Genomic DNA, 16,993 nt, shown 5'->3' on the forward strand with positions numbered 1-16,993 from the left:
AGGCCCCCCATGCGCTATAGGTTAAGAGTGGAAAGAGGTGAGTGCTCCCTTTTCCGCTCCCCCCTCGGCGAAATCCCGGCGGAAGAAATCCTGCGGATCCGGCCCGTCATCAGCCCGTCATCGGCCCGCATCACCCGCGTCAGTCCATCATCAGGCCGTCATCAGCTCGTCAGCGGCGCCCCGGGATTCGTGTCGCTCGCTCTGCCCGTGCACTGCGCCCAGACCGTCTTCCCCTCGTCCTGGAAGCGGGTGCCCCACTGTTCCGCGAGGTTCGCGATGATGAACAGCCCCCTGCCCGTCTCGTCCACGGTGCGGGCGTGTTTCACGTGGGGTGCGCTCGCCGCGCCGTCGCTGACCTCGCAGGTCAGCATCCGTTCGCGGATCAGGCGCAGCCGCAGGGGCGGGGCGCCGTAGCGGATCGCGTTGCCGACCAGCTCGCTGACGACCAGCTCCGTGGTGAACGCCGTCTCCTCGTCCACCCCCCAGGCGTCCAGCTGCCGGCGGGCCGCCGCGCGGGCGATCGGGGCGGCCTCGGGCTCGGCGGGGAGGTCCCGGGTCAGTACGCAATCCTCGGGCAGCGCCTTCGTACGGGCCAGCAGCATCAGGGCTTCGCCGGTCCCCCGGTGGCCGTTCCTAGTGAGTGCGTACGCGAGGTCGCCGCACACCTCCGGCAGCGCTCTGGTCGCGGCGGCGTCCAGGAGCGGGCGGCTGGGGCCGGACGGCGCCAGGACGTCGTCCGCGAGCGCGGCCGTGCCCATCGCCAGGGTGCTTCCCTCGGGGAGGCTGACGGTGGTCGCGGGGAAGGGGGCGTTGTCCGTCCCGGCGAGCAGGGGGCCCGGTGGTACGGCCAGGCTCTCCGAGCTTCCGTCGGGGAGGACCACCACCGGCTCGGGAAAGCCGGCGCGGGCCAGGGTGCAGGTCAGGTCGACCGGGTCGTAGATCGCGACGGCGCAACCGGCGGTGAGGGGGGTGGGGGCGGTGGGGGGCTCGTCCTTCGGTGAATCCGCCGGGGGCGTCGCAGTGTGCGTGGCGGGTGACGCGGTGTGTACGGGAGGCGCCGTGGTGTGCGCCGTCGGTATCGCCTGGGGCGCGGCCGCGAGCCGGACGGCCGTGTCGTTCAGGCGGGCCAGCAGCTCGTCGGGGCGCAGGTCCAGGGCGGCGAGGGTGTGGACGGCCGTCCTGAGCAGTCCCACCGCGCTCGCCGCGGTGATGCCCCGCCCCACCACCTCGCCCACGATCAGCGCGGTCCGCGCGCCGGGCAGGGCGATCGCGTCGAACCACGCGCCACCGCCCTCCGGGTCGGGAAGATGCAGGTGGGAGAGGTCCACCGTGCCCTGTGTGGTGGGTGGTTGGGGAAGAAGCCTGCGCTGGACGGTCAGCGCGACCATCCACTCCCGCATGTACCGGCCGGCGTTGTCGACGCAGAGCGCGGCGTGCGCGCACACGGTGGCCGCCACTTCGGCGTCCTCCTCGTCGAAGGGGTCCTCACCCGGGAGGCGGTAGAAACTGACCACACCCAGCGCCCGGCCGTACAACACGAGCGGTGCCACGATGAGGGAGTGGGCGCCGGTCCGCCGGACGACCTCGGCCCGGGCCGGGTCCGCGGCCGGCCACGCGCTGTCCTCGCCGATCTGCACCAGGTGCGGCCGGAGGTCGGACAGGACGCGCGAGAAGGGGGTGCCGGTGGGCAGGGGCCGTACGTCTCCGACGGGGTAGTACGCGGATCCCGCGGGAGGCTCGGAAGCCACCGGCGGCTCCGGTCCCGATCCGCCCTGATGCCCGGGGATGCCTTGATCCCCGGGAATGGGGCCTCGTACGGCCATCCTGCGCAGGGGCACGTTCTCGTGGACCGGCACCGGCGGAGGTTCCTCCCCGCGGACCACGTCTTCCACCACCTCGACCGCGGCGAGGCCCGCGAAATTCGGCACCACCGCCTCCGCCAGATCCTCGCAGACCTCGCGGATGCTGCGCCGGGGCCCCACTTGGGTGCGGGCCACGTCCAGGACGTCCCGGCGGTTGCGCGCATTCTCCCGCTCGGTGACGTCGGCCTCGCAGGCCACCAGGCCGAGGACGTCGCCGCGGGAGTCCTCCAGGCGGAAGTAGGAGACGGAGTGGGTACGGCTCCGGCGCGCGGGCCCCCCGGGCCCCTCGGCCGGTGCCTCGTCGCACTCCTCCGTGCCCCGGACCAGCCGGTTCACCACCGGCTTTCCGCTCTTCAGGACTCCGCGCGCCACGGCGGCTTCTTCCTCGGGGTCCTCAAGTCCGTAGAGGCGTTCGTACAGTTCGGTGAGGTGCTCGCCCAACAGGCCCTTCACCGAGGGGTATTCGCTCGGCCGACCTTCCTCCGGCGGGCGTCCCTCCGGCGGGCGCTCCTCCGGCGGGCGTTCCATGCTCGTACGGACCACCCGCAGCCGTTCGTCGAGGACGTGCACCCCCACCGGGGACCGGCTGAACATGGCCTTCAGGATCGCCACGTCCCGCCCCGACAGGGTCTCCCCCGCCGCAAGTACCTGCCACAGAATGTCAGTTCCGCGCAGCAGCGGCCTGACCACCACCGTGGCCGCGTCCGAGAACGTCTCGCGCCGCCCCCCGCCGTCGGCGGCGACCTCACCGAGGAGCGAGGCCACGGACCGGCCGACGGCCTGTTCGGCGGACCAGCCGAACAGTTCCTCGGCGGGGCGCCCCCACTCGACCACCCGGCCGCCCTCGTCGATGAGCACGAACACATCACCGCTGGGCATGCACTGTCACCTCCGGCCCCTGACAATCCATGCTAATGCGACATCCAGGGGCCGCATCTTGCCAGGGACCGGCACGCGGTCACGCCCTCCACCAGCGGAAAGACCCCGCCTACCAGGGCAAGGACCCCGCCGCGTCGAAGTAGCCGCCGGTCGGGCCGTCGGCGCCGATCCGTGCCATCCGGACGATGATCTCGGCGCCCTCCTCCACGGTCTGCGTGCCGCGGTGGCCGTTCAGGTCGGTCGCGGTGAAGCCCGGCTCCACGGCGTTGATCCGGATGTCCGGGAACGCCTTGGCGTACTGCACGGTGATCATGTTGACGGCCGCCTTCGAGGCCGGGTAGGCGACGCCCGGGTATCCGTACGTCGGCGTGTCCGGCATGGCGACCAGGGTCGTGGACCCGAGGGAACTGCTGACGTTCACCACCACCGGGGCGGTGGAGCGCCTGAGCAGCGGCAGGAACGCGTGGGTGACACGTACCGTGCCGAAGACGTTCGTCTCGAACAGCGGCCGCAGGTTGTCGGCGGTCGAGTCCTCGGCGCCTATCACGGTCCCTTCGATCCCCGCGTTGTTGATCAGCACGTCGAGGCCGCCGTCGGCCTCGACGGTCTTCGCCGCGGCCTCGACGGAGGCGTCGTCGGTGGTGTCGAGGAGGACGAGCCGCGCGCCCAGCCGCTCGGCCGCCCGGCGGCCCCTTTCGGCGTCCCGGCTGCCCAGGTAGACGGTGTGACCTGCTTCGACGAGTCGGCGGGCTGTTTCAAAACCCAGCCCCTTGTTAGCTCCTGTGATCAGTGTCGTAGTCATGACTCCAGACTCCGCGGCGGTGGCGAGGACAACCAGGAGTCCCGTCTTCCTGGGACTGCTGGTGCCAGGCAGATCCGCGGCGGACGCGGTTCACTGGTGGCATGACCAGTAAGGGCGGGACGGGCGGTGGAGCGGCGGCGAGCGGCACGGCCGCGACCGAATTCGGGCAGGCGGTACGGCGCTGGCGCGACCGCGTCGCGCCCGAGACCGCCGGGCTGCCCGCCGGCGGCCACCGGCGCGCGGCCGGGCTCCGCCGCGAGGAGCTGGCCCTGCTGGCCGGGATCTCCGTCGACTACGTCACCCGCCTCGAACAGGGCCGGGCCACCAACCCGTCCGCGCAGGTCGTCGAGGCCCTGGCCCGGGCGCTGCGGCTGGCGGCGGAGGAGCGCGCGTACCTGTTCCGGATGGCCGGGCTCGTACCGTCCGGGCCCGACACCGTCCCCGCGTACATCACCCCGAGCGTCCAGCGCCTGCTGGACCGGCTGGTCGGCAGTCCCGTCGGGGTGTACGACGCGGCCTGGACGCTGCTCCTCGCGAACCCGCTCTACGCGGCGCTGATGGGCGATCCGTCCGGGTGGCGTGGCCACGAACGCAATGGTGTGTGGCGCAACCTGGTCGGCCCCGGCAGCCGCGTCCGGCACACGCCGGAGGCGCGGCGGACGTTCGAGGCGGCGCTGGTCGCGGACCTGCGCGCGACGGCGGGGCGGTATCCGGCCGACCGGCAACTGCGGCGGCTGGTCGCGGAGTTGCGCGCGCAGAGTGACCGGTTCGCCGAGCTGTGGGACACGGGGGTCGTCGGCCGCCACGAGGCCGCGCGCAAGACCGTCGACCACCCGGACGTGGGTCCCGTGACGCTGGACTGCGACGTACTGACCGTGGCGGGCAGCGACCTGCGCCTCATGATCTACACGGCGGAACCGGGCACGGAGGACGCGGACCGGCTGGCACTGCTGGCGGTTCTCGGCACCCAGAAGCTTGTGGGGTAGCGGGGGTAGCGGGGGTAGCGGGGGCGGGGGCGGCGGGGGCGGCGGGATTCACGGAGCGGATACGAGCGGGTCGCCGCCCCCCGTACCGAAACGCACGCGTCAGTGGGCTCCCACCCCCTCGCGCCGGGCGCGCAAGGCCGTGATCGACCAGTCGAGCGCGGGGGCAAGACTCTCCGGTGCCGGCCAGCCGTTGATCACGGCGACCAGCCTGCCGTACCGCTCCCGCCGGGGGTCGTTCACGCGCTCCAGGCGAGTCAGCATCCGTTCCCGGAGGACGGCGTCGTCGGGGCGGCCGAGGGCGCGTGCGTAGTGGGCCGTGAGCGCGGCCACGACGGGGTCGGCCTGCGGCGAGGCGGCGTCGAGGGCCGCCGCGAGGGCCGGGCGGACCCGGTCCCGGACGGTGGCGACGAGGTCCGGCCGGGGAAGCGTGGTGGCCCTCCCCGCGCACTCCGCCACGTGGTCCTCGGCCAGCCGCCGCAGGCAGGAGCGAAAGCCCTCGTCCTGGGACAGCTCGGCCAACTCCACCCAGGCCCGTAGCTGTTCCGTACTCGGGCTGCCGGGTAGTTCGGGGGTCATCGAGCGCGCGGCCGCGGCGAACACGGGCCCGGCGCCGGGGCCGGTGTCAGCACTGCCGAAGACCGCCGCGAGGAACTCGCCGATGAGCCGCCGTCGTTCGTCCTCGGACAGTGTGGCCAACTGGTGCATCAGATCCAACTCCTCAGGGGTGGTGCCGCGTTCGGCCACCGCCGTCAGCACCGCGCGCCGCAGCCGCAGGACGCGGATCCGCACCGCCAGCGCCTCCGCGTGCGCGGCGGCGACCTCGGGCAGCGAGAGTTCACGCTCCAGGACCTTCCGGATCGTGGGAAGGTCCACACCCAGATCCCGCAGGGTCCGTACGAGGGCCAGACGTGCGACGGCGTCGGTGCCGTACAAGCGGTGGCCGGCGGGGCTGCGTCGTGCGGGCGCCACGATCCCGCGATCGGAGTAGAACCGGATGGTCTTGACCGTGAGCCCGGTCCGCCGGGCCAGTTCACCGATCGAGTGGAGCGCGCCGCCGTCCATTCCCCCACCTTCACACCTCCCCCTACGGGAGAAACAATCCCCTGGTCGCCAAAACCCCGGCCGGTCTAAGCTCTGCGGATGACCTTGGAATGGGAACAAGTCATCGTTCACTCGGTGGATCCGGCGGCCCTGGGGCAGTGGTGGGCCGACGCTCTCGGCTGGGTCGTGGTGTACACCTCCGACGACGAGTTCGAGATCCGCCCGGCGCCCGATCGCGTCCCGGGGATCGACTTCGTCCGGATCGAGGAGGCCAAGGAGTCCAAGAGCCGGCTGCATCTCGACTTCCGGCCCGACGACCAGGACGCCGAAGTCGCTCGTCTGGTCGCTCACGGCGCGCGGCGGGTCGACATCGGTCAGGGTGATCAGTCGTGGGTCGTCCTGGCGGATCCGGAAGGAAACGAATTCTGCGTCCTCGGCCACCGGCGCCAGCAAGCGAGCGAGTAGGCAGCGAGTAGGTAGGACTCACGCCTGGGCGGAGGCGGCGTCCGTCGTCGGCGCCGCGTTGCCCCGTACCTCCGCCAAGTACTCCGCCACCGCGTCCCTGTTGCGGGTCAGGCAGGTGATGCGGGCCGTCATCCGGTCCCGTTCGCGTTCCAGAGTGGCCAGCATCTCCGGGGTGGCGTCCGGGAAGTGGATGACCCGGGGCTTGTCCAGGCACGGGAGGATCTGCTTGATGATCCGGGTCGGCAGGCCCGCGTCGAGCAGGCCTCTGATCTGCATGACCCGGTCCACGTTGTACGCGTCGTACGCGCGATAGCCGTTCGGGGAGCGACCGGCGACGATGAGTCCCTGTTCCTCGTAGTACCGCAGCAACCGGCGCGGGGTGCCGGTGCGTTCAGAAAGCTCTCCGATACGCACGTGATCGGCCTCACATCTCGTCGCGTTCGCGTTCTCGTTGACCCTCACATCAATGTGAGGGTTCGAGCATACGCAGCATGCCCCACACCACCGCGCGCCTCCCGCTGCCCGCTCTCCTCGCCCTGGCCACCGCCGTCTTCATCACCAGCCTGACCGAGACCCTGCCCGCGGGCCTCCTGCCCGCCATGAGTACGGACCTCGGCGTCGGCGAGTCCGCCATGGGGCAGTCCGTCACCATCTACGCGCTCGGCACCGCCGCCACCGCGATCCCGCTCTCCGCCGCCACCGCCGGATGGCGGCGCAAGCGGCTGCTGCTGGCGGCGATGGCCGGGTTCGCCGTCGCCAACACCGTCACCGCGGTCTCGGCCAACTACCCCCTGACGATGGCCGCCCGCTTTGTCGCCGGGGTGGCCGCCGGACTCGCCTGGGCGCTGCTCGCCGGGTACGCGCGCCGCCTCGCGCCCGCCCACCTCCAGGGCCGGGCGATCGCGATCGTCATGACCGGCATCCCGGTCGCGCTGTCCCTGGGCGTCCCCGCCGGGACCTTCCTCGGCGACGCGGTCGGGTGGCGGGTGACGTTCTCGGTGATGACGGTGCTGGCCGTCGTCCTGCTCGGCTGGATCGCCGTCACCGTCCCCGACCGGCCGGGGCAGCGGCGGGAGGGCCGGACGCCCGTCCTGCGGACCCTCGCCGTGCCCGGGGTGGCACCGGTCCTGTTCGTCACGCTGGTCTTCGTCCTGGCCCACACCGTCCTCTACACCTACATCGCCACGTTCCTCGACCGGCTCGGCATGGGCGGCTCCACCGACCTGGTGCTCCTGGTCTTCGGAGCCGCCTCCCTCGTGAGCATCTGGATCGTGGGCGTCCACATCCACCGGCGGCTGCGGGCGCTGACCCTCGCCTCCACGGTCCTGTTCGCCGTCGCGGCCACCGTCCTGGCGGTGACCGCCGACAGCCCCGCCGCCGTCTACGCGGCCGTGACGCTGTGGGGCCTCGGCTGGGGCGGCGCGCCGACGCTCCTCCAGACGGCGGTGGGCGACGCGGGCGGCGACGAGGCGGACGCGGCGCAGGCCATGCTCGTCACCCTGTGGAACGCGGCCATGGCGGGCGGCGGGGTCGTCGGCGGCGTCCTCCTCGACCGCCTCGGCTCCGGGTCCTTCCCCTGGAGCGTCCTGGTCCTCCTGCTGCCGGTGCTGGTCGTGGTGGCCGGGGCCCGCGCGCACGGTTTTCCGGCGGCGGGGCGTCGTATACGTACGGGCTGAGGCGGGCGCCCCTCTGTGACCTGGATCTCCCTGGGCAACCGGACCGCTCCCCCACCCGGTTGACCAGGATGTGAAGGAACAGTCATGGACAGAGGTGCGAGGGCGAGGACCGGGCGGTGACGGGATCGACGCGGGACTTCGAGGAGTTCGTCACCGCGCGTGGGCCCCGGCTGCTGCGCGTCGCCTGGTTGCTGACGGGCGACGCGCATCTGGCGGAGGACCTGTTGCAGACGGTCCTGGCCAAGGTGTGGCCGAAGTGGCCCCGTATCGCGGACGAGAACCCGGAGGCGTACGTACGGAAGGCCCTGGTCAACACCTCCGCGTCCTGGCGCCAACGACGCTGGCGGAGCGAGGTGCCGCACGACGACCTGCCGGACGTGACGGCGGCCGACGTCTTCGCGGCGGTCGACCTGGAGCACTCGCTGGCCCTGGCGGTACGGCGGCTGCCCGCGCGGCAGCGGGCGGTGATCGTGCTGCGGTACTTCGAGGATCTGAGCGTCGAGGAGACGGCGAAGGTGCTGGACTGCCGGCCCGGCACGGTCAAGAGCCAGGCCGCCAAGGCGATGCGCGTGCTGCGGGGGCGGTTGGCGGCGCCGATGCCTTCCCCCGCTTCGGTACGGGCACCTTCCCCGGCCCCGGCCGAGAGTGGTGACCGGTGACGCGCCGACGCTCTGAGGGGTACGGCTCCGCCGACCGCGACGCGACTTCCCCCGTACCCGACCGAGAACACGAAGAACACGAAGAACACGAAGAACACGAAGAACACGAAGAACACGAAGAACACGAACTGCGGGTCCTCCTGGAGCGCGCCACCCCGCACCTCGGCGCGCCCGCCGGGCGCATGGGCCAGGTGCGCCGGCGTGTGGTGCGCCGACGGCAGCGCCGTGCCGCGCTGGGAGCGGCCGTGACGGGTGTCGCCGCGGTGGCCGTACTCGTCACGTTCCTGCGCCCGTTCGCCCCCGACGAGACCGCCGCCCCGCCCGCTCCCCTCGGGTCGTCCCTGCGCGGCGGCCCTTCGGCGTCCGACAGCCCGACGACCCGGCCCCCCACACACGCCCCCACGTCGTCGCCCACGTCCGCCTCCGGCACGTCGCTCACCGGATTCCCCGACCTCGGACTGAAACTGAGTCTGTCCGCCGGGTGGAACTCCGGGAGCGTGCGGCCCAAGGCGCCGTCGGCCGCCGACTTCGTCACCAATCAGCCCGTGGTGGCGCGGGACACCTGTCCGGCCCTGGTCACCGGTGTGTTCGCGTGCGCGCCGGTGTCCCCGCTCCGGGAGGACGGGGTGGTGATCGCCTTCCAGGAGACGGACAAGCCGCACGCCCCCTCCGGGAAGAAGACGTTCAACCTCGGCAAGCCCGTCCAGGCCGGCAAGAGCTGCCAGTTGCTCGGCGGCGACCTGGAGTTGCCCGGCTGGGGCATCGCGCGCACCACCGACCACAACAAGCCGGTCGCGGTGGACGCGTTCGTCTGCCTCAAGAACGCGTCGGCGTCAACGGTCCTCGTCGTCGAGAAGATCCTGACCACGGCAGTCGTCCACACGACCGGCTCCACGCGCTCCCCGGACGGTCAGGCCGGCTGACCGACCGCGCTCCCCTTGCCTCCCCCTCATCTCCCCATCTGCCTGCCGACCCACCGGCCGCGAAAGGTAGCTCCCACCCATGCCCGCCCCACGTCCCCGCGTACACCCCGGCCTCCACGTCCTCGCCCTCACCGCCGTCACCGCCCTCACCCTCGCCGCCGTGACCGGTTGCGGTGGCGTCGCCGGGGCGCGGGATCAGCCGGCCCCGCCGCCCGCCACAACCGCCGCCAAGAACGCCCCGGGGTCCCCCGCCGCCCCCACGCCCACCGCCGAGGCACTCCCCCGCCAGCTGCCCGGACTCGGCCCCAGGACCCTGGCCGACGTGCCGCCGAACGCCGGGCAGGTCGTGGTGGTCACCGGCGCGGGCAAGGACTCGCCGCGCTCGGACGTCGTGGTCTACGAGCGCACCCCGGCCGGCTGGCGGGCCGGCGCCCCCTGGGCCGCGCACAACGCCCTGCGCGGCTGGACCGGCAACCACCACGCCGGCGACCTGCGTTCGCCGGTCGGGGTGTTCGGCCTCACCGACGCGGGCGGCCGGCTCAAGGACCCGGGCACGAAGCTCCCGTACGACCGCTCCGGCGCCTTCACCATCGGCGGGACCGGCTTCGAGGGCGAACCGCTCGCGGGCTCCTTCGACTACGTCGTCGCGATCAACTACAACCGGCGGCCGGGCCTCACCCCGCTCGACTGGACGCGGCCCCTGGGCGGTTCGAAGGGGGGCGGCATCTGGTTCCACGTCGACCACGGCGGCCCGACCCACGGCTGCGTCAGCCTCTCCGAGGCGCACATGAAGAAGCTGCTGCGCACCCTCGATCCGGCCCGGCACCCCGTGGTGGTCATGGGCGACGCCACCTCCCTGGCACGCTGAGGCCCCACGGACCGAGCCCGGGAACCACCGCGGGCTCACCGCCCCGTGAGGTGGCTCACCGCCCCGTGAGGTGGACCGGCAGCTCGCGGTGGCCGTTGGAGATGAACGACTCCTGCGGGCGCAGCTCGGCGGCCGGGACGGCGAGGGTCAGGTCCGGGAAGCGGTCGAACAGCGCGGACAGCGCGATCTTCGCCTCCACGCGGGCCAGTTCCGCCCCGAGGCAGTAGTGCACGCCGTAGCCGAAGGCGAGGTGTTCCTTGCGGGTGGTACGGGTGACGTCAAAGCTCTCCGCGTCGTCCCCGTGCACCGCCGGATCGCGGCCCATGGCCCCGTAGTTCATGACGATCGGCTCGTTCTGACGGAACGTCAGACCGCTCTCCTCGTCCTCGATGTCCGTGACGGCGAACCGCATCAGCATGCTCGCGAGGGGCGCCTGGTGGCGGAGCGACTCCTCCACCACGTCGCCCCAGGGGACCCGGCCGTCCTTCGCGCTCGCCAACTGCCCGGGGTTGTCGAGGAGATCGGCGATCGCGTGGTCGAGGAGATTGACGGTCGTCTCGTGGCCGGCGCCGATCAGGAGCAACAGCGTGTCGAGCAGCTCCTGTTGGGCCAGGCCCGTCCCCGTCTCGTCGTCCTTCGCGTTGACGAGGTCGCTGGTGACGTCCTCCCCCGGATGGAGCTGCTTGACGGCGACGAGGGCCGCCATCTGCTCGTACGCCGCGACCACTCCCGCGACGGCCTCCTCCGGGGTGCGGTCGGTGGCGAACAGGCCGCCCATCGTGGTGCGGAACGCCTCGTGCATCTCCTCCGGCACCCCGAGGAGCGTGTTGACCACCCGGAGCGGCAGCACCCAGGCGAACCGGGCGCGCAGGTCGACGTACCCCTCCGGGCCCGCGGGCAACGCTTCCAGCTCGTCCAGCAGCTCCGCGACGATGCCCTCGATCGCGGGCGTGAGCGCGCGGACCCGGCGGGCGCTGAAGGCCGGGCCGATGAGCCGGCGCAGCCGGGTGTGCTCGTCGCCGTACGCGGTCAGGGCGTTGCGTACGTCCACCCACAGACGCAGCGGCCACCCCTCGGATATCTCCCCGCGGATGTATGCCGGCCAGTGCTGGTGCGCGTCCTTGGACACCCGGTCGTCGGTGAGGAGCCGCTTCGCCAGCGCGGTCTCGGTGACCGACCACGCCACCACCCCGCCGGGCAGCTCCACCTGGACGGCGGGGCCGCCGGCGCGGAGCGCGGCGGCCTCGGCGTGGATGTCCGACGCGGCGGGGTCGATGCGGAAGGGGCAGCCGGCGGCGGGGGTGGGGCCGGGGGTGGGCTGGGCGTCCATCAATGCACTCCAGGGTCTGGTGCGGAGAGGGGAACCACGGCGGTGTGGACCACCGGTAGGGCGGTCCAGCCGGAGTGGAAGGTGCCGGGCCTGCGGGTCAGGTCCTTGCGGTCGCAGGCCAGCCTGAGGTCCGGCAGCCGGTCGAGGACACGCTCGACCGCGGTCTCGGTGATGATGCCCGCCAGGTCGGGCGCCGGGCAGCCGTGGACACCGGCGCTGAACGCCAGGTGCGCGCGATTGCCGGCCCGCCGGTGGGTGGCGTGGTTCAGCGCGGGGTCGGAGTTGGCGGCGGCGAAGCTCACCAGGATCGGCACGCCGGGCTCCAGCCGTACCCCTTCGTACGTCTCCGCCCTGCGCGCGTACAGCGGTGAGTAGTTGGCGAGGGGCGGGTCCTCCCAGAGCACCTGGTCCATCGCCTCGGAGACCGAGTGGACCCCTTCGTACACACTGCCGCTGAACCGCTCGTCGTCGATCATCAGCAGCAGGGCGTTGGCGATGAGGTTCGAGCTGGGGGTGGTGGCGGCGCCGACGACGAGGAGGATCTGCTGGATCATCTCGACGTCGGTCAGCTGGGCCGGGTGGGCGATCAGCCAGGAGGTGGCGTCGCTGCCGGGCTCGGCGCGCTTGAGGCGGGTCAGTTCCAGACAGGCCGTGGCGACCTCGGCACTGGCCTCCGCCGCGTCCGCCCCGGCGTCGAAGAGCCGGCCGATCGCTTCGATGATCCTGCGGCCGAGATCGGGCGGGCAGCCGAACAGCTCGATGAGCACCTGCATCGGCAGCGGGTCGGAGAAGTCGGCCACGAGGTCGAACTCCGGGCGCCGCGCCATCGCGTCGATGAGGGTGTCGGCGATCCGGCTCACCGTCGCCACCAGCGCGTGGGTGTCGATCAGGTCCAGGGTGTCGGTGATGGACTTGCGCAGCCGGGTGTGCGGCATGCCGTCCATCCACAGCGCATTGTCGCGGGGCTCCATCATGGACGCGGAGGGGGTGCCGGGAGGGACCTGCCCGGTCCGCAGCGCCACCCAGTGACGGGGGTCCTTCGCGAACTTGTCGGGGGTGTTGCGCAGGAGGTGGAGCGCGGCGCGGTACGTGGTGGTGAGGTAGCCGTACATCCCGTCGGCGATCTCGATCGGCACGATCGGGCCCTGCGCGCGGAGCTTGTCGTACGTGGCGTGCGGGTCGGCGGTGAACTCCGGCCCGTGGATGCGCGGGAGTTCACCGAGCGCGCCGGCCGAGGCCCGCGCGGAGAACGGGCAGCCGCCGGAGGGGACTTGGGCCGGGACGGAGCTGGGGGAGTCCCCGGGCGCGAGGGAGTCCGGAGCGGTGGGCACGGGCGCGGACAGGATCGCGGACGCGGGCGGGGTCGCGGGCGCGGGCGGGGTCGCGGGCGCGGGCGGGGTCGCGGGCGCGGACGTGGTGGCGGGCGCGTCCGGGGCGGCGGGCGCGGCGGAGTCCGGGGTGACGGGCGTGGTCATCGTGCGGGCTCCGGGGTCAGGGTGAGGAGGTGGGTGACCAGTTCGACGAGCGCGTTCTTGGCGCTCGCGTGGTCGCGGGCGTCACAGATCACCAGCGGGGTCTCCGGCGCGAGGTCCATCGCGTCCCGGAGCTGCGGGAGTTCGTACGTGGGCGCGCCGTCGAAGAGATTGACCACGACCGCGTACGGCAGGCCGAGGTCCTCCATCAGCCCCAGGACCGGGTAGCTGTCGCCGAGCTTGCGCGTGTCGGCCAGCACGAGCGCGCCGAGGGCGCCGCGCGACAGGTCCGCCACGACGGACCAGAAGCGTTCCTGCCCGGGTGCCCCGAACAGGTACAGCACCAGGTCGTCGCTGAGCGAGAGCCGCCCGAAGTCCATCGCGACCGTCGTCGTGGTCTTGCCCGGCACCCCGCTGAGGTCGTCGGTGCCCTCGCTCGCGGTGGTCATCAACTCCTCGGTGAGCAGGGGGCGGATGGCCGACAACGTTTTCACGTACGTCGTCTTGCCGACCCCGAAATGGCCCGCGACCAGGATCTTGACGGCCGTCTCGTCGCCGCGCAGATGGGTGCCGGCGGCGGATTCAAAGCGCTTGGAGTCCAGCAAGGACCGCCTCCAGGATGTCTCGGTCGAGCGTCCTCGCCGTCAGGATCGTCGACCGTGTGGTGATGTGACCGCTCTCCATCAGGTCGGCGAGCACGATACGCAGCACACTCAGCGGCAGTTCCAGATGGCTCGCGATCTCGGCCACCGAAAGGGCGCCCTGACCACAGAGGTTGAGCACCGCGCGCTGCTCCGGGGTGAGTTCGGCGCGGGACAGGTCGCTCTGGAGGATCATGACGAGGGTGACCGCGTCGAACGTGTTGCGGCTGGGCGCGGACCGGCCTCCCGTGACGACGTACGGGCGCACCAGGCCGCTGCCCCGGCCCTGCCGGGCCGGCGGGGTCACGAGCCGGCGCCTGTGACGACCCGCGAGGCGATGCCCAATTGCTGGCCGAGCCGGTCGACCGTCTCCTCCATCGCGTACGACACGTTCTCGACGTCCGCGTCCCCGTCGGCGGAGAGCGCCAGGTAGGAGCCGTCCCCGGCGGCCATGGCGAAAAGGTAGCCGCCCCGGTACTGGATCATGGTCATCTCCCACGCCCCCTCGCAGTCGGCGAATTCGGCCGCCTCACGGCTGAGTGCCTGCATGCCGGAGACGGCGGCCGCCATCCGGTCGGCCATGTCGCGCTCGACCCCCTCGGAGGAGGCGGACATCAGACCGTCGGAGGACAGCAGGATCGCGCGGAGCGTGTGGGGGGTCCTGAGCAGCTCGTCCAGAATCCAGCCGAGGTCACCCACCTTGGAAACTGAGTTCGTCATGGGTCAGTCGTCCTCTCGTTCTGATTCCGAAGTACGGCGGTCTTGTGCGTTGCGGACGCCCCGGGCGAAGGCCCCGACGTTGCGGCTGGTGCGGACGGGGGGTGCGGGCACGGAGCGTTCCTCGGGGAGGGCGCGTGCGGTGGTACGGCGACGGCGCTGCGGGAGCCCGTCGGGACGCAGGAGAAGCTCGTCGGCGTCGTCGGCGGTGTCCGCCCGCTCGGGCGCGTCGGGCTTCTCGGCGGGCCTCTCGGCAGGCTTCTCTGCGGTCTTCTCGGTGGCCTTGTCGGTGGCCTTCTCGGTGGACTCCGCCCCCCGCTCCTCGGCAGCCCGGCCGTGCGGCTGCGCCCGCGGCTCCTCGGTGTCCACCGTGACCAGCAGGGCCGACGGCAGGAAGAGCCCGGCACGTACGCCGCCGTAGATGGACTCCTGGTCGACGGCGACCCGGAACCCGTACCGCTTCGCGAGGACCCCCACCACGGGGAAGCCGAACTTGGGCCGGCTGCCCAGCTGGGTCAGCCGGACCTCCTCCTCACCGGTCAGCATCCGGGCCGCCGCCTCCTTCGCCTCCGGCTTGAGGCCGACGCCCGAGTCGTCGATCATCACGCTGACCCCGTTGTGGGCCTGGACGAACCAGACCTGGACGTCGGAGCCGGGCTCGGAGTGGCGGGCCGCGTTGTCGAGCAGCTCGGCGATCGCCAGCACGACGGGCTCGACCGCGCCGCTGACCACACCGTAGGCGGGCTCACCGGTGATCTTGACCCGGTCGTAGTCACGGATCTTCGACACCCCGCCCCGGACGACGTCCAGCAGCGGCGAGTCCCGGCGCTGGCGTCCTGGCCAGGAGCCGGTCAGGACGTTCACGGCCTGGGCGCGGCGCACGAGTTGGCTGCTCGCGTGGTCGATGTCGTTGGCGTCGGCCAGGACGGCCGGGTCGTGGTGCCGGCGCAGCATCGCGTCGATCGCGTTGGTCGTGTCGTTCAGCAGCCCCTGCATGGAGCGGGTGACCGTGGACACGGCGGCCTTGGCGCCGTCCTCGGCGCGTCCGGTGGCCTGGGTGGTCACCTCGCGGAACTGCTGGAGCACCGCCTCGTGCGTGGCGAGGAACGGGGTTGCGGCCAGGGCCGGGTGGAGCGCGGCGGGCACCTCGTCGGTGTCGCGCCCCTGCCAGATGCCCCGGAGCAGCGTCGGCACGCGCGTGTGGGCCAGGTGTCTGGCCTCGGCGTCCCGGATGTCGATCTCGCGGTGGAGGGCCCGGATCCGTTCTTCGGCGCCCCGTGCGGCTCTGCGGTACCGGCGGATCAGCACCCCGGATCCGGCCAGGACGACGGCGAGTATCAGCGCCCAGAAAAGCGGGTCCTGTGGGGAGGGAGTCACAGGCGGATACTACCGATCACTGTGTCGCGCATGAAGCGCGAGCGGCAGGCGTTCGAGTCATCTTCCCTTCCGGACAGTCCACTTGAGTGTCCGTCACCTCACAGAGCGTCAGATATCTCGTCGGGCGAGGCATCTCCGTACGGTGTCCCGCCCCGCGAAAGGGGTACTGCCGGACCCCCGGCGGGGCTGACCCCCGGCCCGCCCGACCCCCGGCGGAAGCGGGCCCCGTACCGCCCTGCCGAAGGGCCCCGCCGGTGGTTCGCTGGAGGTGCGTACCTCCCGGGAGCACGGGAGGTACGGCACCCGCGGCAGCAGAGAGGCAGCACCATGACCGAGCCCGCACGCATCACCACCCCGTTCGACGCGGAGTCCACGGCGGCCGAGGTGGTCGCCGGCACCGACCTGACCGGCCGGCGCGCGATCGTGACCGGCGCGTCCTCCGGCATCGGCGTCGAGACCGCCCGCGCCCTGGCCGGGGCGGGCGCCGAGGTGACCCTGGCGGTACGGGACGTCACGGCCGGTGAGCGGACCGCCGGGGACATCGCGTCGACCACCGGCAACAAGCACCTCGCCGTCGCCCCGCTCGACCTCGCCGACCAGGGCTCGGTGGCGGCCTTCGTCGCCGCCTGGCGCGGCCCGCTGGACATCCTCGTCAACAACGCGGGCGTGATGATGACACCCGAATGGCGTACACCGGAGGGGTGGGAGACGCAGTTCGCCACCAACCACCTCGGCCACTTCGCCCTCGCCACCGGGCTGCACCCGGCGCTCGCGGCGGGAGACCGGGCGCGGGTCGTCGCGCTCAGCTCGCGCGGGCACGTACGGGCCGGGGTGGACTTCGACGACATCCACTTCCGTACCCGGCCGTACGACCCGGCGGTCGCGTACGCGCAGTCCAAGTCGGCCGTCGTCCTGTTCGCGGTCGAGGCGAACCGGCGGTGGGCCGGGGACGGCATCACCGTCAACGCGGCGCACCCCGGCCCGATCCTGTCGAACCTGACCCGGCACATGCGCAAGGAGGACCTCGACGCGGCGGTGGCCGCGGAAGGCGCGTTCAAGACCCCGCAGCAGGGCGCGGCCACCGCCGTCCTGGTCGCGACCTCGCCGCTGGTCGAGGGGGTGGGCGGCCGGTACTTCGAAGACTGCAACGAGGCCGTGCGCTACGTACCGGGGACTCCGCCCGGCGGGGTCGCGGACCACGCGCTCGATCCGGAGGCGGCGGCGCGGCTGTGGCAGGTGTCGCTGGACATGATCGAGTCGTCGCGGGCGTCGCGGGCGTCGTAACCCCCCGTCCC

At 72.5% G+C, this 16,993-nt stretch carries 17 protein-coding genes; 7 read left to right on the forward strand and 10 right to left on the reverse strand.

Features of this window, described 5'->3' with window-relative positions:
• Positions 1–161: 161 nt before the first annotated feature.
• Positions 162–2,741, reverse strand: a complete 2,580-nt coding sequence (locus ACIO1C_RS31465) for a SpoIIE family protein phosphatase (protein WP_401869916.1) — start codon at positions 2,739–2,741, stop codon at positions 162–164.
• 109 nt (positions 2,742–2,850) lie between these two features.
• Positions 2,851–3,543 (reverse strand): SDR family oxidoreductase, encoded by a 693-nt coding sequence (locus ACIO1C_RS31470; protein ID WP_401869919.1) that lies wholly within the window; start codon positions 3,541–3,543, stop codon positions 2,851–2,853.
• 101 nt (positions 3,544–3,644) lie between these two features.
• Between ACIO1C_RS31470 and ACIO1C_RS31475 the strand changes: the two genes are divergently transcribed.
• Entirely contained in the window at positions 3,645–4,529 is an 885-nt protein-coding gene (locus ACIO1C_RS31475) for a helix-turn-helix domain-containing protein (protein ID WP_401869921.1), read from the forward strand.
• Between the two features lie 99 nt (positions 4,530–4,628).
• On the opposite strand, the gene ACIO1C_RS31480 is transcribed toward ACIO1C_RS31475, so the two are convergent.
• Positions 4,629–5,591, reverse strand: coding sequence for a MerR family transcriptional regulator (locus ACIO1C_RS31480; protein WP_401869924.1), 963 nt, complete (start codon positions 5,589–5,591; stop codon positions 4,629–4,631).
• A 78-nt stretch (positions 5,592–5,669) separates the two neighbouring features.
• On the opposite strand from ACIO1C_RS31480, the gene ACIO1C_RS31485 reads away from it, so the two are divergent.
• Positions 5,670–6,035, forward strand: a complete 366-nt coding sequence (locus ACIO1C_RS31485; RefSeq protein WP_401869927.1) for a VOC family protein — start codon at positions 5,670–5,672, stop codon at positions 6,033–6,035.
• Positions 6,036–6,053: 18 nt separating this feature from the next.
• Here the strand turns inward: ACIO1C_RS31485 and ACIO1C_RS31490 are convergent, their stop codons facing one another.
• Positions 6,054–6,449: a MerR family transcriptional regulator gene (locus ACIO1C_RS31490; protein WP_401869930.1), complete on the reverse strand. Its 396-nt coding sequence runs from the start codon at positions 6,447–6,449 to the stop codon at positions 6,054–6,056.
• A gap of 77 nt (positions 6,450–6,526) precedes the next feature.
• Here ACIO1C_RS31490 and ACIO1C_RS31495 point away from each other — a divergent pair, with 77 nt between their 5' ends.
• The 4 genes from ACIO1C_RS31495 (at position 6,527) to ACIO1C_RS31510 (ending at position 10,161) form a co-directional block, all read left to right on the forward strand.
• Positions 6,527–7,711, forward strand: a complete 1,185-nt coding sequence (locus ACIO1C_RS31495) for an MFS transporter (RefSeq protein ID WP_401869933.1) — start codon at positions 6,527–6,529, stop codon at positions 7,709–7,711.
• 116 nt (positions 7,712–7,827) lie between these two features.
• Entirely contained in the window at positions 7,828–8,370 is a 543-nt protein-coding gene (locus tag ACIO1C_RS31500; protein WP_401869936.1) for a SigE family RNA polymerase sigma factor, read from the forward strand.
• Entirely contained in the window at positions 8,367–9,293 is a 927-nt protein-coding gene (locus tag ACIO1C_RS31505) for a hypothetical protein (RefSeq protein ID WP_401869938.1), read from the forward strand. Before ACIO1C_RS31500 ends, ACIO1C_RS31505 begins: the two co-directional genes overlap by 4 nt.
• 79 nt (positions 9,294–9,372) lie before the next feature.
• A complete protein-coding gene (locus tag ACIO1C_RS31510; RefSeq protein WP_401869941.1) occupies positions 9,373–10,161 on the forward strand; it encodes a L,D-transpeptidase family protein in 789 nt (262 codons plus the stop codon).
• 55 nt (positions 10,162–10,216) lie between these two features.
• Here the strand turns inward: ACIO1C_RS31510 and ACIO1C_RS31515 are convergent, their stop codons facing one another.
• Genes ACIO1C_RS31515 through ACIO1C_RS31540 form a run of 6 tightly spaced genes read right to left on the reverse strand, consistent with a single transcriptional unit; the run spans position 10,217 to position 15,698 of the window.
• Positions 10,217–11,491, reverse strand: a complete 1,275-nt coding sequence (locus ACIO1C_RS31515) for a cytochrome P450 (RefSeq protein WP_401869944.1) — start codon at positions 11,489–11,491, stop codon at positions 10,217–10,219.
• Complete coding sequence (locus ACIO1C_RS31520) at positions 11,491–12,966, reverse strand: cytochrome P450 (RefSeq protein ID WP_401869946.1); 1,476 nt, start codon at positions 12,964–12,966, stop codon at positions 11,491–11,493. Before ACIO1C_RS31520 ends, ACIO1C_RS31515 begins: the two co-directional genes overlap by 1 nt.
• On the reverse strand, positions 12,963–13,565 hold the full coding sequence (locus ACIO1C_RS31525; RefSeq protein ID WP_161309036.1) for an ATP/GTP-binding protein: 603 nt from the start codon (positions 13,563–13,565) through the stop codon (positions 12,963–12,965). Before ACIO1C_RS31525 ends, ACIO1C_RS31520 begins: the two co-directional genes overlap by 4 nt.
• Positions 13,546–13,911, reverse strand: a complete 366-nt coding sequence (locus ACIO1C_RS31530) for a DUF742 domain-containing protein (RefSeq protein ID WP_327235900.1) — start codon at positions 13,909–13,911, stop codon at positions 13,546–13,548. Before ACIO1C_RS31530 ends, ACIO1C_RS31525 begins: the two co-directional genes overlap by 20 nt.
• On the reverse strand, positions 13,908–14,324 hold the full coding sequence (locus ACIO1C_RS31535) for a roadblock/LC7 domain-containing protein (RefSeq protein WP_401869949.1): 417 nt from the start codon (positions 14,322–14,324) through the stop codon (positions 13,908–13,910). Before ACIO1C_RS31535 ends, ACIO1C_RS31530 begins: the two co-directional genes overlap by 4 nt.
• A gap of 3 nt (positions 14,325–14,327) precedes the next feature.
• On the reverse strand, positions 14,328–15,698 hold the full coding sequence (locus ACIO1C_RS31540; RefSeq protein ID WP_401869952.1) for an ATP-binding protein: 1,371 nt from the start codon (positions 15,696–15,698) through the stop codon (positions 14,328–14,330).
• A gap of 327 nt (positions 15,699–16,025) precedes the next feature.
• Here ACIO1C_RS31540 and ACIO1C_RS31545 point away from each other — a divergent pair, with 327 nt between their 5' ends.
• On the forward strand, positions 16,026–16,982 hold the full coding sequence (locus ACIO1C_RS31545) for an SDR family NAD(P)-dependent oxidoreductase (protein WP_401869955.1): 957 nt from the start codon (positions 16,026–16,028) through the stop codon (positions 16,980–16,982).
• The last annotated feature ends 11 nt before the right edge of the window (positions 16,983–16,993 follow it).

Source organism: Streptomyces sp. NPDC087420, assembly GCF_044744165.1.
In the GTDB taxonomy this organism is placed as follows: Bacteria; Actinomycetota; Actinomycetes; order Streptomycetales; family Streptomycetaceae; genus Streptomyces.